Annotated in this window: 16 protein-coding genes; 14 read left to right on the top strand and 2 right to left on the bottom strand. The window is 44.3% G+C overall.

Annotation, left to right across the window (positions count from 1 at the left end; all coding sequences use genetic code 11):
• The first annotated feature begins 65 nt into the window (after nucleotides 1-65).
• Both FC51_RS08840 and FC51_RS08845 read left to right on the top strand, forming a co-directional pair.
• Entirely contained in the window at nucleotides 66-350 is a 285-nt protein-coding gene (locus FC51_RS08840) for a hypothetical protein (protein WP_057908926.1), read from the top strand.
• A gap of 12 nt (nucleotides 351-362) precedes the next feature.
• The gene (locus FC51_RS08845) at nucleotides 363-737 is read left to right on the top strand and encodes a type II toxin-antitoxin system PemK/MazF family toxin (RefSeq protein WP_057908925.1); all 375 of its coding nucleotides are present in this window, start codon (nucleotides 363-365) and stop codon (nucleotides 735-737) included.
• Between the two features lie 233 nt (nucleotides 738-970).
• Here FC51_RS08845 and cbpA read toward each other — a convergent pair whose 3' ends face one another.
• Together cbpA and FC51_RS08855 are read right to left on the bottom strand one after the other, a co-directional pair.
• Entirely contained in the window at nucleotides 971-1,615 is a 645-nt protein-coding gene (cbpA, locus tag FC51_RS08850; protein WP_057908924.1) for a cyclic di-AMP binding protein CbpA, read from the bottom strand.
• Nucleotides 1,616-1,782: 167 nt separating this feature from the next.
• Nucleotides 1,783-2,739, bottom strand: coding sequence for an L-lactate dehydrogenase (locus tag FC51_RS08855; protein WP_057908975.1), 957 nt, complete (start codon nucleotides 2,737-2,739; stop codon nucleotides 1,783-1,785).
• Between the two features lie 215 nt (nucleotides 2,740-2,954).
• Between FC51_RS08855 and pth the strand changes: the two genes are divergently transcribed.
• The 12 genes from pth to lysS all read left to right on the top strand — a co-directional run bounded on the left by pth (nucleotide 2,955) and on the right by lysS (nucleotide 17,941).
• A complete protein-coding gene (gene pth, locus FC51_RS08860; protein ID WP_057908923.1) occupies nucleotides 2,955-3,515 on the top strand; it encodes an aminoacyl-tRNA hydrolase in 561 nt (186 codons plus the stop codon).
• Between the two features lie 16 nt (nucleotides 3,516-3,531).
• Nucleotides 3,532-7,068: a transcription-repair coupling factor gene (gene mfd, locus FC51_RS08865; RefSeq protein WP_171031875.1), complete on the top strand. Its 3,537-nt coding sequence runs from the start codon at nucleotides 3,532-3,534 to the stop codon at nucleotides 7,066-7,068.
• Nucleotides 7,058-8,656: an oligosaccharide flippase family protein gene (locus tag FC51_RS08870; RefSeq protein WP_057911270.1), complete on the top strand. Its 1,599-nt coding sequence runs from the start codon at nucleotides 7,058-7,060 to the stop codon at nucleotides 8,654-8,656. The genes mfd and FC51_RS08870 overlap by 11 nt, the downstream gene beginning before the upstream one ends.
• Nucleotides 8,643-8,915 (top strand): RNA-binding S4 domain-containing protein, encoded by a 273-nt coding sequence (locus tag FC51_RS08875; protein ID WP_057908921.1) that lies wholly within the window; start codon nucleotides 8,643-8,645, stop codon nucleotides 8,913-8,915. The genes FC51_RS08870 and FC51_RS08875 overlap by 14 nt, the downstream gene beginning before the upstream one ends.
• 106 nt (nucleotides 8,916-9,021) lie before the next feature.
• Nucleotides 9,022-9,432 (top strand): FtsB family cell division protein, encoded by a 411-nt coding sequence (locus tag FC51_RS08880; protein WP_057908920.1) that lies wholly within the window; start codon nucleotides 9,022-9,024, stop codon nucleotides 9,430-9,432.
• A 111-nt stretch (nucleotides 9,433-9,543) separates the two neighbouring features.
• On the top strand, nucleotides 9,544-10,050 hold the full coding sequence (locus FC51_RS08885) for a S1 domain-containing RNA-binding protein (RefSeq protein ID WP_057908919.1): 507 nt from the start codon (nucleotides 9,544-9,546) through the stop codon (nucleotides 10,048-10,050).
• 107 nt (nucleotides 10,051-10,157) lie between these two features.
• Nucleotides 10,158-11,540, top strand: a complete 1,383-nt coding sequence (tilS, locus tag FC51_RS08890) for a tRNA lysidine(34) synthetase TilS (protein ID WP_057908918.1) — start codon at nucleotides 10,158-10,160, stop codon at nucleotides 11,538-11,540.
• A 21-nt stretch (nucleotides 11,541-11,561) separates the two neighbouring features.
• A complete protein-coding gene (gene hpt, locus FC51_RS08895; protein WP_057908917.1) occupies nucleotides 11,562-12,104 on the top strand; it encodes a hypoxanthine phosphoribosyltransferase in 543 nt (180 codons plus the stop codon).
• A gap of 74 nt (nucleotides 12,105-12,178) precedes the next feature.
• The gene (gene ftsH, locus FC51_RS08900; RefSeq protein WP_057908916.1) at nucleotides 12,179-14,314 is read left to right on the top strand and encodes an ATP-dependent zinc metalloprotease FtsH; all 2,136 of its coding nucleotides are present in this window, start codon (nucleotides 12,179-12,181) and stop codon (nucleotides 14,312-14,314) included.
• Between the two features lie 74 nt (nucleotides 14,315-14,388).
• Nucleotides 14,389-15,285, top strand: a complete 897-nt coding sequence (gene hslO, locus FC51_RS08905; protein WP_057908915.1) for an Hsp33 family molecular chaperone HslO — start codon at nucleotides 14,389-14,391, stop codon at nucleotides 15,283-15,285.
• 83 nt (nucleotides 15,286-15,368) lie between these two features.
• A complete protein-coding gene (gene dusB, locus FC51_RS08910) occupies nucleotides 15,369-16,376 on the top strand; it encodes a tRNA dihydrouridine synthase DusB (RefSeq protein WP_057908914.1) in 1,008 nt (335 codons plus the stop codon).
• 59 nt (nucleotides 16,377-16,435) lie between these two features.
• Nucleotides 16,436-17,941, top strand: a complete 1,506-nt coding sequence (gene lysS / locus FC51_RS08915; RefSeq protein ID WP_057908913.1) for a lysine--tRNA ligase — start codon at nucleotides 16,436-16,438, stop codon at nucleotides 17,939-17,941.
• The last annotated feature ends 251 nt before the right edge of the window (nucleotides 17,942-18,192 follow it).

The raw sequence follows: 18,192 nt of genomic DNA on the forward strand, positions 1-18,192 counted from the left end.
TTTTTTACTGATTTCATGTTATATTAGACAGTACAGTAATCTGGAGCATATAGGGGAAAATACAAATGGAAAAAGCAGCTAATTCGAAGCATTTTTCAGTTATGATCAACGACCGAATTGCGGATCGCTTGGCACAATTCAGCTCGACAGTGGGAATATCCGAAAGTGCGGCAGTTGAGATTGCAATCAACTATTTTTTTGATGATCCAAAAGTTATCGATGGCTTAATGAAGGGTTATCGCGAAATGGGGAGCTTGAATCAAGAAATTAGTAAGGATTTTTCCTGTTGTGAAGAGGACGCTGACATTCATTTAACTCAGTATCGTCAAAGATTACGAAATTTACAGTAAATGTAAGTTGCGATGATGGGAGGTATGAGAGTGACTGACGTTATTTTTAAACGTGGAGACATTTTTTATGCTGATCTATCACCAGTCGTAGGTTCTGAGCAGGGCGGCATGCGGCCTGTCTTGATTGTCCAAAATGACATTGGCAATCATTACAGTCCGACCGTCATTGTTGCTGCAATCACTGCCCGAATTTCAAAGCCTAAGATGCCGACCCACGTTGGGATTACCGCGGGAAATGGCATTGAGCGAGATTCGGTTATCCTCCTTGAGCAAATTAGGACGATTGATAAACAACGTTTGAAGGATAAAGTGACCCACCTTGATCCGTCAACGATGAGCAAGGTGGACAAGGCAATCAAGATAAGCTTGGGATTAACCAAAGGCTAGTGACTGATCACAATACATAAATAGTGCAACATGCGATAAAAGCCCGTGGTTTTGGGGGTTCAATAAGTAATATGTGACAGGTTGGTTTCAGGCGGGGACGTCTGGAGCCTGCCTTTTTTCTTAATAGCGAACTCAGTATTTGAAGATAATTAAATTAGCAACAATTAAAAAGTCCAGCCGTGCGCATTTGCGCATAACTGGACTTTTTTGGCGGCACAGGGTGTCGGTTCTCACTACTTGTTTTCTTCTTTTAAATTCTCAACTTCTGGAACTCTGAATTCTTTCCGTTCCAGTGCGGCAATAATTCGATTCAATCGATCTTGATCAACTTCAGCTGGGAGGGTAAACATAATTCGGTGAACCAGTTCGCCTTCTTGCGCGTCTAACGAAATGACACTGGCAATGCTTGTATACTTGGTAATAATTTTGGCAATTTCTTCCAAATCACCACGTTCACCGCTGGAAACCACGGTTAATACATAACTGCCGATATTAACATTCCACGATTGAGATAGCATATCCAGCAACCGGGTATGGGTCAGAATCCCGTAAAAGTTATTCCGTTCGTCTAAAACGGCAATGTAGGGTAAATCTTTGATTGAGAAAAATACTTGGAAAAACGCGGAGTTGACGTTGATAAACTTGGTGGCGTTTTTCAATAAGGTCGTAACGGGTAATGACATGTCGCCACCCCGTGATTTGTGGCGATAAATATGCATTTTATAAATGTTTCCGCGGAATATCTTGCCAGTTTCGTCAAGAATTGGGACACAACGATAACCAGAATCTTCAAGTGTTTGTAAAGCCTCTTCTAAAGTAGCGTCTTCTTTGACGGTCACTAATCGTTCTTTAGGCTTCACCAATGTTTTTAATAGCATGTTTAATTCCTCCAACTTAAGCTCTATACATCTATGATACCATAGCAAAATTTATAAAAGAACTGCAATAATTGATTATTCTCATTATTTTATAAAAAAATTAGAATAATTGCCAAAAAGAAAACCGGGGCAGCATTCACCACGGTTTCCAATTGATCAATAGATGATTAAAGTTGAGCCATACCATCAGCAGTTGTCTTCTGCAATGTTTCAGCTGAGGATTTCATTTGTGCTGCTTCATCTGCGCTCAGTGGCACTTCAATGACTTGTTGAATACCGGATGCATTGATAATGGCAGGAGAGCCAATGTAAACATCATGCAACCCATATTCGCCGTCCATTGGTGCGCCAACTGGCAGAACAGCATTTTCATCACGTAAGATCGCACGTGAAATTCTCATCAAACAAGTGGCAACACCATAGAAGGTTGCGCCCTTACGATTGATAATTTCGTATGCTTTGTGACGAACTTGGTCTTCGATTGTTGCTAAATCATCAGTTGACAGGCCAGCTTCCTTGGCAACATCCAAGAGTGGGCGGCCACCGATTTGGGCAGCTGAATATGCGGCAAATTCTGAATCACCGTGTTCACCCAAAATGTAGGCGCTAACTGACTGTGAACTAACGTTAAGTTTCTTACCTAACGCAACTTGAAGTCGTGATGTATCCAAAGAAGTACCACTTCCAAATACACGATTCTTCGGGAATCCTGAGAACTTTTGAGCTGCATAAGTCAAAATATCAACAGGGTTGGCAGCAACAACGATGACTCCCTTGAAGCCGGAATCGACGAGGGGTGTGATAATTGACTGCATGATCTTTAGGTTCTTGTTAACAAGATCCAAACGAGTCTCACCAGGCTTTTGAGGTGCACCGGCGGTAATAATTGCCAGGTCAGCATCTGAACAGTCTTTGTAGTCACCGGAGTAAACGTGCTTTGGTGAAGTAAATACTTGAGCATCCTCGAGGTCTAATGCGTCACCCACGGTCTGTTCTTTAACAACATCAACGATCACAAATTCTTCGGCGAGCCCTTGTTGCATCATTGCAAACGCATACGATGAACCAACAGCACCGTCACCGATTAAAGCAACTTTTTGACGGTCTAAAGTCAAAACTATCATCTCCAAATTAGAATGTATTCCTTTTGGAACCGGTATCATTATAGCATGATCACGAGACCTACTTCACATAAAATCCACTTTTATTTTTACTACCTAGCTAAAAGGCTGATTGCCGCACAGTATGATATAATTTGTATGTTAAATTAAATTTCCAACAGCTGAACAGCTTATGTTCAGCCATTTTGTGTTGGAAGAAACGTGAGGATGAACGACGAATGAAAATGATTGTCGGTTTAGGAAATATTGGCCCCCAATACGAAGGTACGAGGCACAACACAGGATTTATAGTCGTTGAACAATTTGCCAAGAGCCACGACATTGTGATTAAAACTCGGAAGATGAATGCCAAATACGGATCCGGCTTTGTTAACGGTGAAAAAGTGATGGTGGTCGAACCCACGACGTTTATGAATGATTCCGGATTAGCAGTCCGGCCCCTGATGGATTACTTTGATATTGCAGTTAAAGATATTATCATCGTGCATGATGATATGGATTTGCCAGTTGGCAAGATTCGGATTAAGGATAAGGGGTCTGCCGGCGGCCACAACGGAATTAAGAGCATCATTGCCAGCGTCGGGACTGAAAATTTCGATCGGATTCGGGTTGGCATTGACCATCCTGATCACGGCAATACCGTCGTCAATTACGTTTTGGGACGTTTCGGCAAAGATCAGCTGCCCGTCTTTAAGCAGGCCGCTGACCATGCGGTTAACGCCTTAGATGACTGGATTGACGGCACCTCAATTCCAGACTTGGAAAATCGTTATAATTAGTGAAAGGACGATTAATTTGCAATTAGATCAACTACTAACAACAATTCCACAGTATTCGGACCTTATTTCAGGGTTAAAACCAGGCAGCCGCCAGTTGGTCACGGGAATTGGTGGGTCGGCTCGGACCTTGCTGATTGATAACCTGATCCAGTCAACTGATCGGCCAACCGTTGTCGTAGTTGATTCGCTGTTTCATGCTGACCAGCTGGTGAACGATTTATCAAATTTGCTGCCAGATGACCAGTTGTTTGAATTTCCTGTCGAGGAGATGGGCGCAGCCGAACTTGCGACCAGTTCACCAGAATATAAGGCACAACGAGTGCTGGCGCTTGATAAATTAGTCAGTGGTGAGCCGGCAGTGATCGTGACGTCGGTTTCCGGCGTGCGTCGGTTGTTACCGGCCAAGGAACAGTTCAAACAAGCTCGACTCACACTCAAGATGGACGGCACTTACGATCTGGAAAATTTAAAACTTCAGTTACATCAAATGGGGTACAGCTTTCAAAAAATGGTGGCGGCTCCCGGAGATTTTTCAATTCGGGGCTCAATTTTGGATATTTTTCCGTTGAACCATCAAGATCCCGTTCGAATTGATTTCTTTGATACCGATGTTGATTCGATGCGAACCTTTGATGTTTCTAATCAGCGGAGTATCAAAAATATTGAAACCATCTCAATTTTGCCGGCAACTGACTTACTGATTGATAACGACCAACGAAAAGCGGTCGCTTCTCAATTAAGAAAAAGAATGATCGCAGAACAAAGCAAGCTTGAGTCAAAAGATGCCAAGAAATTAGCCGGCAACCTGGAATCTCAAATCATGGATCTCGAAAATGGGCTGAATGATCCACGGTGGTTGCTGTTTGCAGATATGATATATGGCAGGCAATATTCGCTGTTGGATTATCTCGATGAGAATGGGATCGTGATTCTTGACGATTATTCAAGAATTTCCGATACTGCCCGTCAGCTGGAAAGCGATGACGGTGAGTGGCTGATGGATAAGATTCAGCATTTGGAAGTCTTGAAATCAACCACGTACACCAATGATTTCAAATCCGTGCTCACCAAAGATAAACACACGACTTTAATTCTGTCATTGTTCCAAAAGGGGATGGGCCGATTAAGGCTGAGTGCCATTATCGACATCACCGTTCGACCCATGCAGCAATTCTTCTCTCAAATGCCGATGCTTCGAACGGAAATTTTACGTTGGCAAAAAATGAAGCAGGCCGTCATCATCATGGTTCAAGATGAAAAGCGCCTGCAAAAAGTGTCACAGACGCTGACTGATTTTGAGATTACCGCTACTCAAACTGATCAGGACCACATTTTACCGCATCAGGTACAACTGATTGCTGGCAATTTGGACAATGGGTTTGAACTGCCTTTGGCAAATGTGGTGATTATTACTGAAAAAGAAATGTTTGGCACGGTCGCTAAGAAACGCCCTCGCCAGACGACGTTCAATAATGCTGAGCGAATCAAAAGTTATACCGATCTCAAACCGGGCGATTACGTGGTCCATGTTAATCACGGAATTGGTCGGTATGAAGGCATGAAAACGATGGAGGTCGACGGCAAGCACCAAGATTACCTGACGATTTCCTATAAGGATGATGCCCAGCTGTTTATTCCGGTAACGCAGCTGAACCTGATTCAAAAATACGTGTCATCTGAGGATAAACACCCACGGATCAATAAATTGGGTGGCAGTGAGTGGGCGAAAACCAAGGCCAAAGTGGCTTCCAAGATTGAAGACATTGCCGATGAATTGATTGATTTGTACGCCAAACGCAGTGCCGAAAAGGGGTATGCATACCCCCAAGATGATTCCCTGCAGGCGGAGTTTGAAGCGGCCTTTCCATACTCGGAAACCCCGGATCAACTCCGAAGTGCAACGGAAATCAAGCAGGATATGCAACGTCAACATCCAATGGACCGTTTGTTAGTCGGTGATGTCGGTTACGGAAAGACGGAAGTTGCCTTAAGAGCAGCCTTTAAAGCGATTGAAGTCGGAAAACAAGTTGCCTTCTTAGTGCCAACGACCATTTTGGCTCAGCAGCATTATGAGACCATGCTGGATCGTTTCCGCGACTACCCCATTAGTGTCAGAGTTTTGTCACGTTTCCAAACAACCAAGCAGGTCCGAGAAACGCTGGCTGGACTCAAAGACGGCACGGTGGACGTCGTTGTTGGAACTCATCGGTTGCTCTCAAAGGATGTTAAATTCAATAACCTCGGCTTATTAATCATTGATGAGGAACAGCGTTTTGGTGTCAAGCATAAGGAGCGAATTAAAGAGATGCGCGCGGATGTCGACGTCTTGACGTTGACGGCGACACCGATTCCACGAACACTGAATATGTCCATGATGGGCGTTCGGGACTTATCAGTCATTGAGACGCCACCGTCCAACCGATATCCGATCCAAACGTACGTGATCGAACAAAATGCCGGCACGATTCGAGAAGCAATTGAGCGGGAAATGGCTCGCGGCGGCCAGGTCTTTTATCTCCATAACCGCGTTTCAGATATCGAAAAGACCGTCGAGCAGATCAGTGCATTGGTTCCTGAAGCCCGGGTGGGATACATCCATGGGCAAATGTCGGAAAATCAAATGGAAGATATTTTGTACGATTTCATTAATGGTGAATATGACGTCCTGGTGACGACAACCATTATTGAAACCGGCGTCGATATTCCAAACGTCAACACGTTATTCGTTGAGAATGCGGATCGAATGGGTCTTTCCCAGCTCTATCAACTACGTGGACGGATTGGCAGAAGCAGCCGGGTTGCCTATGCCTATTTCATGTATCAACCCAATAAGGTATTGACTGAGATCGGTGAAAAACGACTCGAGGCAATCCGTGACTTTACGGAACTGGGTTCAGGCTTCAAGATTGCCATGCGCGATTTGTCAATTCGTGGTGCGGGAAATCTGTTAGGTAAACAACAACACGGATTCGTTGATTCGGTGGGGTATGATTTGTATACCCAAATGTTATCCGACGCCGTGGCCAAGAAACGGGGCAAAGAATTCGAGTACCGCACGGATGCGACGATCGAATTATCGTTGGAAGCCTATCTGCCAAGCGATTACATTTCAGATAATCAACAAAAAATTGAATTATACAAACGGATTCGCCAAATTGAAAATGAAGACCAGCTGCATGAGGTTGAAGACGATTTGATCGATCGGTTCGGAGATTATCCTGAACCGGTGGCTAATTTGTTGAAAATTTCTCAGCTGAAGATGTTTGCCGATTACGCAATGGTTGATAAAATTCATCAAGAAGCGCCTAAGATTACCATCACGTTCTCGCCACGGGCAGCCACTGAATTTTCCAGTAAAGAATTACTCGAGGCGATTGCTCAGACGAAGTTTCGGGCAACCATCAATACAAATAATGATCAGTATCAAATTCAACTCATTGTTCAGCCCAATATGAAAAAATGGTTGGACGGTTTAATTGCATTAGTCAAACAATTGTCACAGACGCGAAAAATGCATCGGACAAACCATAAGGTAAAGAGTCATGAAAAATAGGTCTAGAAGAAAACAGGTCTTGGCCGGCACGCTCCTGCTGACAATTGCTTCTTTTGTCGCGAAGTTGTTAAGCGCGGTTTATCGCATTCCGTTTCAAAATATGGTGGGTAACATTGGCTTTTACGTTTACCAACAAATCTATCCAATCTATGGCATTGGGATGACGTTTGCCCTGACAGGCCTTCCGGTATTTATTTCGAAGTTGGTTGTCGATACCAGGGAGCCTGAAAATCAAGTGGCACTGGTGTTTCGGATTCAACGGATTTTACTTGTCATTTGCCTGGTTATCTTTTGTATCCTACAATTTGGCGCCGGGTTAATTGCTGTCAGGATGGACGACTCTCGGTTGACCCCCGTCATTCAATCGGTCAGCTGGATGTTTTTACTGATTCCATTTCTATCATCATGGCGGGGCTATTTTCAAGGCAAAATGGAAATGCGGCCGACTGCTTACTCACAAGTCATTGAGCAAATTGTCCGGGTATCGGTTATTTTGGTTGTTGCCTACTGGGCGACACATCACGCAGTCAGCCCATACAAGATGGGGCAGTTTGCGATGTTATCTGCGCCGATTGCCGGTGTGTTTGCACTAACCGTTATTCTGGCTTGGGTCTGGGTGCATCGACCAGTTCGGCGCACCGCAAAAAGTATCGCTGAAATGAGGCAGCAGCCGCTTGTTTCACGAATCCTGCTTGAGGGCGGGACGCTTTGCCTGGTGTCTGCCGTGATGCTCCTGCTGCAATTAGCCGACTCATTTTCAGTTGTTTCCGGGTTGCGATCTTTTGGTTACACATTGGGGGCGGCCCAAAACATCAAGGGAATTTACGATCGTTCTCAGACGCTGGTGCAACTGGGGCAGGTATTGAGTACGGCATCGGTGACTGCGGTTCTTCCGGGGTTGGTCATGGCCCACAAGCGGCATCAAGACGTTACCTTCGAGCATATTGCAACGACTAATTTGAGGACCAATTTGGCACTATCGCTGGCGATGAGCGTTGGCCTGTTCGCACTGATGCCAGAGGTCAACCGGTTATTGTTCTCTTCGGCTGAGTTAAACGGAACCATCAGCCTTTACTGCACCAGCATTGTTCTGACGAGTATTTTGATGACCTATAACGCCATTTTGCAGAGTAAAAATCAGTATAAAAATACAATGGCTGCGATTTTGTTTGGCTTTGTCGTCAAGCTTTTGATCAATCAACCACTCATTGCATATTTTGGAATTATTGGCGCCAGCATGGCAACTTTGTTAAGCTTGGTGTCAATGGTTCTCTTATTGCACCTTTTAGCCCGCCGTGATCTCCAGAGATTAATCTCTGGTATGCAGGTGGTTAAGCTCAGTGTGGTTCTGGGATTAATGTGGTTGGCCGTTCATTCTGCGGTGGTGGTTGTGAACGCGATGAGTCCAATTACCAGTCTTCGGTTGCAGGCCTTGGTGATTGCCGTTGTTTGTATTCCGGTGGGCATCATCTTTTTCTTTGGGGGATGTCTCGTCTTAAAAGTCTTCAGTGTTCGTGAATGGCTGGCAATTCCGCTGGTCAGCAAGTACATTAAAATTAAAGGAGTTCCAACTCATGAGAATCGATAAATTTTTAAAGGTTTCAAGAATTATTAAGCGCCGATCCGTTGCGAAGGAAATTGCCGACAAGGGCCGCATTTTCATTAACGGCCGGGCTGCCAAGTCATCGACTGAGGTCAAGCCAAACGACGAGGTGGTCATCAAGTTTGGAAATAAGACACTGACGGTTTTAGTGAAGCAGCTGCTTGACACGACAAAAAAAGACGATGCCGAGCAAATGTATGAAATTAAGTCAGAATCGTATGAACACGATTATCGCAACGAATAGTTTCGATTTGATAAAAAAGTTTGAAAACATCCTGAATCATATAGACAAACGTTCATTTATTGGTATAATTTATTTATAGAACGTGCGAATGATCGGGGGATTTAGCATGATGCAACAACGTGGGAAGATTCAAAAGCTTGACAACGATTTTACGCGTCGTCGAGAAATTGAGCTCAATAATTCTAAAGTTACCGCTGTTTTGTCTGACAGACGAAAAAAGCGGGCAATGATTATCTGTGCCGTCTTCCTATTTTTTGCGTCAATTTTCCTGATCCAAATTGTCCGAGCAAAGGTCAACTATGCGGATGTTAATACGAGAATTGCCAGACAACAGAAACATTTAAAAAAGCAACAGGCGGATCATAAAGTCCTTAAGGCTCAGGTGGCTCAGCTCAATGATAAAAGCTACGTTGAGCAAATCATTCGGGACCGCTACTATTACACGAAGCCAGGGGAAACCGTTTATAGTTTTCCTAACAAAGCACCTAAAGATGTTAATGATTACGATGTTAAATAAAAACCAGCGATGAGCAGCATCGCTGGTTTTTATTTGCATATTTGAATGTACGTCTTAAAATAAAATATGATATACTTGTTGCACTATTACATGGGAGGAACATTTTTTTAGATGGCAATTGAAGTTGGAGAAAAAGTTAACGGTAAAGTTTCCGGAATCACAAATTTTGGTGCATTTATTGATTTAGGTGATCATCGAACCGGTTTGGTTCATATCAGCGAAGTTTCTGACGGATTTGTTAAGGATATTCATGATGTTTTGAAGGTTGGCGATGACGTAACGGTTAAAGTCCTTAAGATTGAGGGCAATAACAAGATCAGCTTATCAATTCGAAAAGCATCAGATACACATGAACATGAAGAATCCCGTAACGAAAGTCATTCTCACAGAAGCAATCACGACAACGAGCATGAAAGCCATGAAAATCACGGTGGTCATGAGAATCGTGGGTATCATTCAAGAAATAACGGCGGCGCTCGCAACAGCCATTCGGATAACCATGGCGAGAGTTTTGATGATATGATGTCTGGCTTCCTGAAGGAAAGCGAGGATCGGTTATCGACACTTCGTAAGAATACCGAGGGCAAACGTGGGGGCCGTGGCGGTCGTCGAAGTTAACAATCATTTGGATAGATAATAATTTCTTGGTGGCTGGGGCAAAAACAACTGTTTGCGCCGGCCATATTTGTGTTCTAAATGAACCGATTGTCAGGTAGGAGGTTCAAATGGATTTACAAGCACGTTTTAATGCAATTGTGGCGCGCCATCATTGGTGGGATGACGGTGAGCGGATTGTTATCGCGGTATCGACCGGCGTTGATTCGATGGTTCTGCTCCACTTGGTTGAACATTTGACCAGAAAACGTCCGGAGATTATTGTGGCTTACGTTGATCATCAACTGCGGGAACAAAGTCGCCAAGAAAGCCGTTACATCCGTGCCTATTGTCGGGACCATCAGCTGCAGCTACAAGAAACAGCTTGGCCAATTGAACAGCACCCAAAATCCGGTGTGGAGGCGGCTGCCAGAGCATTTCGCTATGACTGGTTCAACCAGTTGCTCAGAAAGTATCAGGCCAATGTCTTACTAACGGCTCATCATGGTGATGATTTAGCTGAGACGGTTTTGATGAAATGGGTGCGTGGCGGACAGCTCAATGCGTTGTCCGGCATTCAAGAAAGTCGTCAATTCCGCGGTGCCACCATGGTTCGACCGCTGTTGAGCTTTAGCAAGCAGGAGCTTTACGATTTTGCGGTGGCAGCTGACATTCGCTGGTTTGAAGATCAGACGAATCAAGAGTTGCAAGTGGAAAGAAACCGAATTCGCCACCAAGTGGTCCCGGTATTGAAGCAGGAGAATCCCCACATGCTGGATCACGTATTGGAATATTCAATTCAAATTCAAGAAACACTGAATGTTGTCCGAGAATTAACGGCGCCGATTGTCGATCAAGCGGTTACGGTAACGGATTTTAGTCAGCCGACAATTGATTTGAATGTCCTTAGCCGTTATTCCCAGTCGGTCGTCCGAGTTGTTTTGCAATCGATTCTTGAAGACCGCCTGCATTTCAAGGACGTTTCTCAAAAACAGCTTGATATGTTGTATCGGCTGGCAACCAATCCGGCTAGACCACAGGGACAACTTTATCTGGAAGGCGGCTGGCGGGTCGTCCGCTCCTATCAGCAACTCACAATCGTTCAAGAAGATAAAATTTTCGCTGAAAAGTCTAAAATCAAACCTGATTTTATGGTAATATTAGACAGATGGTACTCGATTGATGAGACCTTAAAAATTGGTGTTTTTCGTGATGATCAGCCATTTTTAACGGACAGGGTTTACCACTTTGACTTGGCCGACAGCGACTTTCCATTACGCGTCCGCCCGGCAAATGCCAACGACCAAATTGCCCTGACAAATGGTGGTCATCAACGCGTCAATCGGGTTTTGATCAATGCCAAGATCCCAAGTATCAAGCGAAATCAGACCAGCGTGTTGGTAACGGCAAGCGGGACTGTGTTGTCCGTGTTAGGCGTTAAAGCCACCTTTTATCGCAGTGTAGCTGAGACAACACACACTTATTTTCTCGTTGAAAGACATGTTGATCAATAATTAAAAGAAAAGGACTTAGTGATGAATAACGACATCTTGAAGGTTTTGTACAGCAAGGATGAGATCGACACGGCCTGCCAACGGCTTGGGAAAGAAATTTCGCAAGCGTATGCAGGTAAAGTACCGGTTGTCATCGGTGTTTTAAAGGGCGCCATTTTTTTCATGACGGATATTGCCAGACACGTTGACGGCTACATGCAAATCGATTTTGTCGATGTTTCCAGTTACCATGGTGGCACGAGTTCTTCTGGGACCGTTGAGCTTCTTCAAGACATCAATACCGATATTTCCGGTAGGGACGTTTTGATTGTCGAAGACATTGTCGATACGGGTCGAACGCTGAGATTTTTGCTGGATCTGTTTGACAAGCGCGGCGCCAACTCCGTCAAAGTATGTACATTGCTTGATAAACCGGCCGCACGAATTGTGGGTGCCGATTCGGATTTTATCGGATTTAGTGTTCCAAATGAGTTTTTAGTCGGCTATGGTCTTGATTATGATGAAAAGTATCGTAACCTGCCATACATCGGTGTGTTAAAGCCCGAAATTTATACGAACAATTAATAGTCAAAAAAGGTCAAGTGTGTTAGTATTTTGACTATCAACATGAAAAATATTTATTTTTGAGGAGGACGTTGATGAACTCGAATAAAAATGGGCTTTTTAAGAATAGTCTGTTTTACATTGTCATATTTTTGCTGATCATGGGCGTTATCTATTTCTTTAACGGAAATACTAACCAAACCACATCGCAAGAAATCCAATCGAGCCAGTTTGTAAAGGACTTGAAGGATGACAAGGTAAAAAACTTTTCCGTACAACCAAATGGTGGCGTCTATAAGGTAACAGGGACTTATCGAAACGGCCAGAAGGTTCAGGTACAATCCGGATTGATTGGTGGAAATCAGACTCAATCCAAAGAAGTCACTAAATTCACAACAACCGTTCTTGAGAACAACTCCTCAATTGCTGAAATCACCAAGGCTGCGCAATCTCACAATGTTAAGATGAACGCTAAGCCGGAAGAGTCAAGTGGCTTTTGGGTAAATCTTTTGGTTTACGTATTGCCACTGCTGTTGTTTATCTGGTTCTTCTACATGATGATGGGCCGTGCTGGCGGTCAGGGCGGTGGAAATGGCAAAGTGATGAGCTTTGGCAAATCCAAGGCTAAACCAGCCGACAGTAAGCAAAATAAGGTTCGGTTCTCAGATGTTGCCGGTGAAGAGGAAGAAAAACAAGAACTTGTTGAAGTTGTTGAATTTCTGAAAGATCCAAGGAAGTTTACAACATTAGGTGCCACTATCCCACATGGGGTTTTACTTGAGGGACCTCCTGGTACTGGTAAGACTTTGCTTGCCAAAGCCGTTGCCGGTGAAGCCGGTGTGCCATTCTACTCAATCTCTGGTTCAGATTTCGTTGAAATGTTTGTTGGTGTTGGTGCCAGCCGTGTTCGTGACTTGTTTGATCAAGCCAAGAAGGCCGCTCCAGCCATCATCTTTATTGATGAAATTGATGCCGTCGGTCGTCGACGTGGTGCCGGTATGGGCGGGGGTCACGATGAACGTGAACAAACCCTTAACCAATTGCTGGTTGAAATGGATGGTTTTAGTGGTAATGAAGGTGTCATTGTCATTGCAGCTACCAACCGTGCCGATGTCTTGGATCCCGCTTTGACTCGTCCGGGTCGTTTTGACCGGAAGATTTTGGTTGGGCGTCCTGACATTAACGGCCGTGAAGCTATTTTGAAAGTTCATTCAAAGAACAAGCCATTGGCCAACGATGTCGATTTGCATGAAATTGCTAAGCAGACACCCGGATTTGTTGGTGCCGATTTGGCCAACTTGCTAAACGAAGCTGCTTTATTGGCTGCTCGTCGCAACAAGACCCAGATTGATGCCAGCGATATGGATGAGGCGGAAGATCGAGTCATTGCCGGTCCTGCCAAACGAAATCGAGTGATCTCTAAAGAGGAACGGGCAACGGTTGCCTACCATGAAGCCGGCCATACGGTTGTTGGATTGGTCTTAAACGATGCCAGAGTGGTTCACAAAGTAACCATTGTTCCTCGTGGTCGTGCCGGCGGATACGCTATCATGCTGCCACGTGAAGATCAACAGCTGATGTCCAAGAAAGACGCCATGGAGCAGATCGCCGGATTAATGGGTGGTCGTGCTGCCGAAGAAATTGTCTTTGACTCACAATCTTCAGGGGCATCCAATGACTTTGAGCAAGCAACCAATCTTGCCAGAGCAATGGTTACCCAATACGGAATGAGTAAGCGACTCGGACCTGTCCAGCTTGAGAACCCCGCTCAGGATACTTATGGGCCAAGGTATTCACAAGAGACTGGTGCCGCAGTTGATGAAGAAGTTCGTCGTTTGACGAATGAAGCTCATGATACTGCTAAGAAGATTATCGAAGAGCATCGTGACAAGCATAAGCTGATTGCTGAAGCACTTCTGAAGTATGAAACACTTGATGAAAAGCAGATTCTCTCTCTCTGGAATACAGGCAAAATGCCTGAAAGTACAGACACGAGTGAATTTCCAAGTGAACGGGCAGCGACATTTGAAGAAGCTAAACGTGAACTTGAACGCAAAGAAGCTGAACGTCAAGCAGCTTTGGAGAAAGATCATGGCCAATCAACCAACTCCGACAGTTCAACGGCCGATCAGTCGACTGATACTGGTTCGGATGAGGCTGAAACTCCAGACGATGTGCCAAACAATGATCAACCAAAAGATAATAATCACAATGATGACGATAACAATTAGTTGAATATTTTAAAAATGAGTTTAGGGTAAAGTTATCTCTAAGCTCGTTTTTATTTTGATGAGGTGAAAAATAAATGAATGATTATTTGGTAAAAGCAACAACGACAGATGGCATGTTTCGAGCCTATGCAGTCAATGCAAAACAGCTTGTCGCAACGGCGCAATCCGATCATGACACTTGGAGCGCCTCTTCAGCCGCTTTAGGCCGGACGTTGATTGGAACTGTTATGTTGGCCGAGTCGGTTGAAAAGAACGGTGAGGCGGTGACGGTCAAAATTGATGGAAAGGGCCCAGTTGGTCAGATTGTCGCCGATAGTGATTCAAACGGTCACGTAAAGGGATATATTCAAAATCCCCACGTTCACTTACCGTTAAATGATCAGCATAAAATCGACGTTGGCAAGGCTGTCGGTATTAACGGTTTTATTGAAGTGAGCAGAGCGGCCGAGGGTGAAGATCCTTATACGGGAAGTGTTCCTTTAACGTCCGGGGAAATTGGGGACGATTTTACTTTCTACCTGGCACAATCAGAACAGATTCCTTCCGCAGTTGGCGTTTCCGTGTTTGTGAACGACGACAATTCGATTGGCGCTGCGGGCGGTTATATGATTCAGGTGCTGCCTGATGCGACCGAAGATGCGATTAACAAGGTCGTCGACCGGATTAAAGAGATCCCCATGATCTCTGAGCTGTTATTGGACAATCAAAGCCCTGAAGACATTTTAGAGCTGATTTTTGGCAAGGGGCAGCTTCACTTTCTTCAGACGATTCCAGTCGAATTTTCGTGCAATTGCTCTAAGTTCCGCTTTGGTCGAGACTTAGAAGGAATTCCGGTTCCCCAATTGGAAACAATGCTAAAAGAGGACCACGGGATTGACGTGACCTGCAACTTCTGTGGCAAACAGTACCATTACAACGAAGAAGAGTTGACAAAAATTATTAAAGTTGCCCAATCAAAGGCGACCAAGTAATTGATGCTATGCCTTTAGCTGGATTTATGATACGATAGCAATCGGAATTTCTCGAATGCTGAAACAATTTTTGAGGTGAGAAAATGAAATGGAATATCGGTAACGTCACGATTCCCAATCAAGTTGTTGTCGCCCCGATGGCTGGAGTGACCAATTCTGCATTTAGAATTATTTGCAAGGAATTTGGGGCTGGCCTGGTGGTCTGCGAAATGATTTCTGATCGTGGCATCATGTACAAAAATAAAAAGACGCTGGATATGATGTTCGTGGACGCCCGTGAACATCCGATGAGTATTCAGATTTTTGGCGGGACGAAGGAAACGTTAGTGGAAGCCGCTAAATTTGTTGACCAAAATACCGCTGCAGACATCATCGATATCAATATGGGCTGCCCAGTCAACAAGGTTGTCAAGACTGATGCAGGTGCCCGATGGCTGCTTGACCCCAACAAGGTCTATGAGATGGTTTCATATGTGACAGACGCCGTTAAGAAGCCGGTAACCGTTAAGATGCGGACTGGCTGGGACGACGATCATATTTACGCTGTCGAGAATGCACTTGCAGCAGAACGCGCCGGTGCATCCGCATTGGCAATGCATGGGCGGACTCGTAAGCAAATGTATGAGGGCCATGCGGATTGGACTATTTTAAAGCAGGTCGCAGATGAAATTCACATTCCCTTCATGGGTAATGGGGACGTTAGAACGCCACAAGATGCCAAAAAAATGTTGACTGAGGTCGGTGCCGATGCGGTTATGATGGGTCGCGCTGTGGAAGGGAACCCTTGGATTCTTAAACAGACGCAGCACTACCTTGAAACTGGTGAATTATTAAGTGAGCCAACGCCAGCCGAAAAAGTGACGACTGCTAAGGAACATCTTCACAGGTTGGTTGAACTGAAGGGTGATTATGTGGGTTCTCATGAGTTCCGTGGGCAAGCTGGCTATTATTTGAAGGGAATTGCACATTCAGCCCGGACAAAAGTCGCTTTGACCAACGCGTCTGGTGAGGAAGCTATGAACGATATTTTTGATGAATTTCTTGAGAAAAATGCCCAAAGAAAAGCCCGTCAGCACCGGATTGCGCAATAAATCCGGCGCTTTTTGTGTTATGATTATTAATAGTTAATTTTCAATTAGGAGGTTTCACAGTGGCCAAAGATAAAGAAATGAATGATCAGATGATTGTCCGTCGCCAGAAGATGGATGAACTGCGTAAAGAAGGAATTGATCCATTTGGACATCGGTTCGTACGTACATATCTCGCAGAACAGCTCCACGCGGATTTTGACGATGAAGACAAAGATGAATTGATGGAAAAAGACAAGAAGGTTACCATCGCGGGTAGAATGATTGCCAAACGTGGTAAGGGCAAGGTTGGGTTTGCCGATTTAAAAGATCGAACCGGTAAAATTCAAATTTATGTCAGAAAAGATATTGTCGGAGAAGATGTCTATCATATTTTCAAACGATCGGATATTGGAGATCACCTGGGAATTTCAGGACAAATCATCAAAACCGATATGGGTGAACTGACGGTTCGCGCCGAATCAGTGACATTTTTGTCTAAAGCATTGCGGCCATTGCCTGACAAGTATCATGGTTTAAAGGACAAAGAACAACGGTATCGTCAACGGTACTTGGATTTAATTTCAAATGACGACAGCTTTGATCGTTTTGTTAAGCGAACAAAGATTATTTCTGCCGTTCGTAAATATCTTGATTCAAATGATTATCAGGAAGTGGAAACGCCAGTTTTGCATAATCAAGCTGGTGGTGCCAATGCGCGTCCATTTATTACCCATCACAACGCTTTAAATATCGATTTGTACTTACGAATCGCCTTGGAACTTCACTTAAAGCGGTTAATTGTTGGTGGCTTGGAACGGGTTTATGAAATTGGCCGAGTATTTAGAAATGAAGGGATGGATACCCGTCACAACCCTGAGTTTACGATGCTTGAATCCTACGTTGCCTACTTTGATTTCAATGATGTGATGGATGAGACTGAAGGTATCTTCAAAGCAGCCGCTTCAGCTGTAACCGATGATAATGTTGTGACATATCAGGGGCATACAGTTGACTTAAACAAGCCATTTAAGCGTCAGCACATGGTCGATGCCATTAAGGAATATGCTGGGATTGATTTTTGGAAGCCAATGTCTGATGATGATGCGAAAAAATTAGCAGATGAACACCATATTCACTATGAACAATGGTGGAAGACTGGCCATATTATTAATGCCTTTTTCGAGGAACTTGTACAGCCTAAGCTCGAACAGCCGACTTTCATCTACGGCCATCCGGTTGAAATTTCACCGTTGGCTAAGAAGAACCATGATGATCCTCGATTTACCGATCGGTTTGAGCTTTACATCTGCACCAATGAATTTGCGAACGCCTTTTCTGAGTTAAACGATCCAATTGATCAACGTGAGCGTTTTGAGGCTCAGGTTAAAGAGCGTCAAGAGGGTAATGACGAAGCAGAAGGCATCGATGAAGATTATATTGAGGCTTTGGAGTATGGCATGCCGCCTACAGGTGGTCTTGGAATTGGAATTGATCGGTTAGTCATGCTTTTAACTGACGCCCCATCAATTCGAGACGTGATTTTATTTCCAACGATGCGCCCCGAAGATAATACGACTAATGACTAATATTTTGATTGAGCAATCCATTAAGTTGGGTTGCTTTTTTGTTTTTCAAGGGTCAAATGAATGATCTGATGATCAATCACAGTTGGCTCGTAAAAACAAAATTGATTAATTGTCAATTTATCCTTGACGCGGGCCTTGATTTTCGATATATTTATATATGCTGATTCGAAGGGGTACACAACGGAACGTGATTATGAAAAATGTTTTTGTTGACATCATCTTATCAGCGTGGTATATTTAAATAGTTGTCG

The organism is Lentilactobacillus parabuchneri DSM 5707 = NBRC 107865 (assembly GCF_001435315.1).
Lineage (GTDB): Bacteria > Bacillota > Bacilli > Lactobacillales > Lactobacillaceae > Lentilactobacillus > Lentilactobacillus parabuchneri.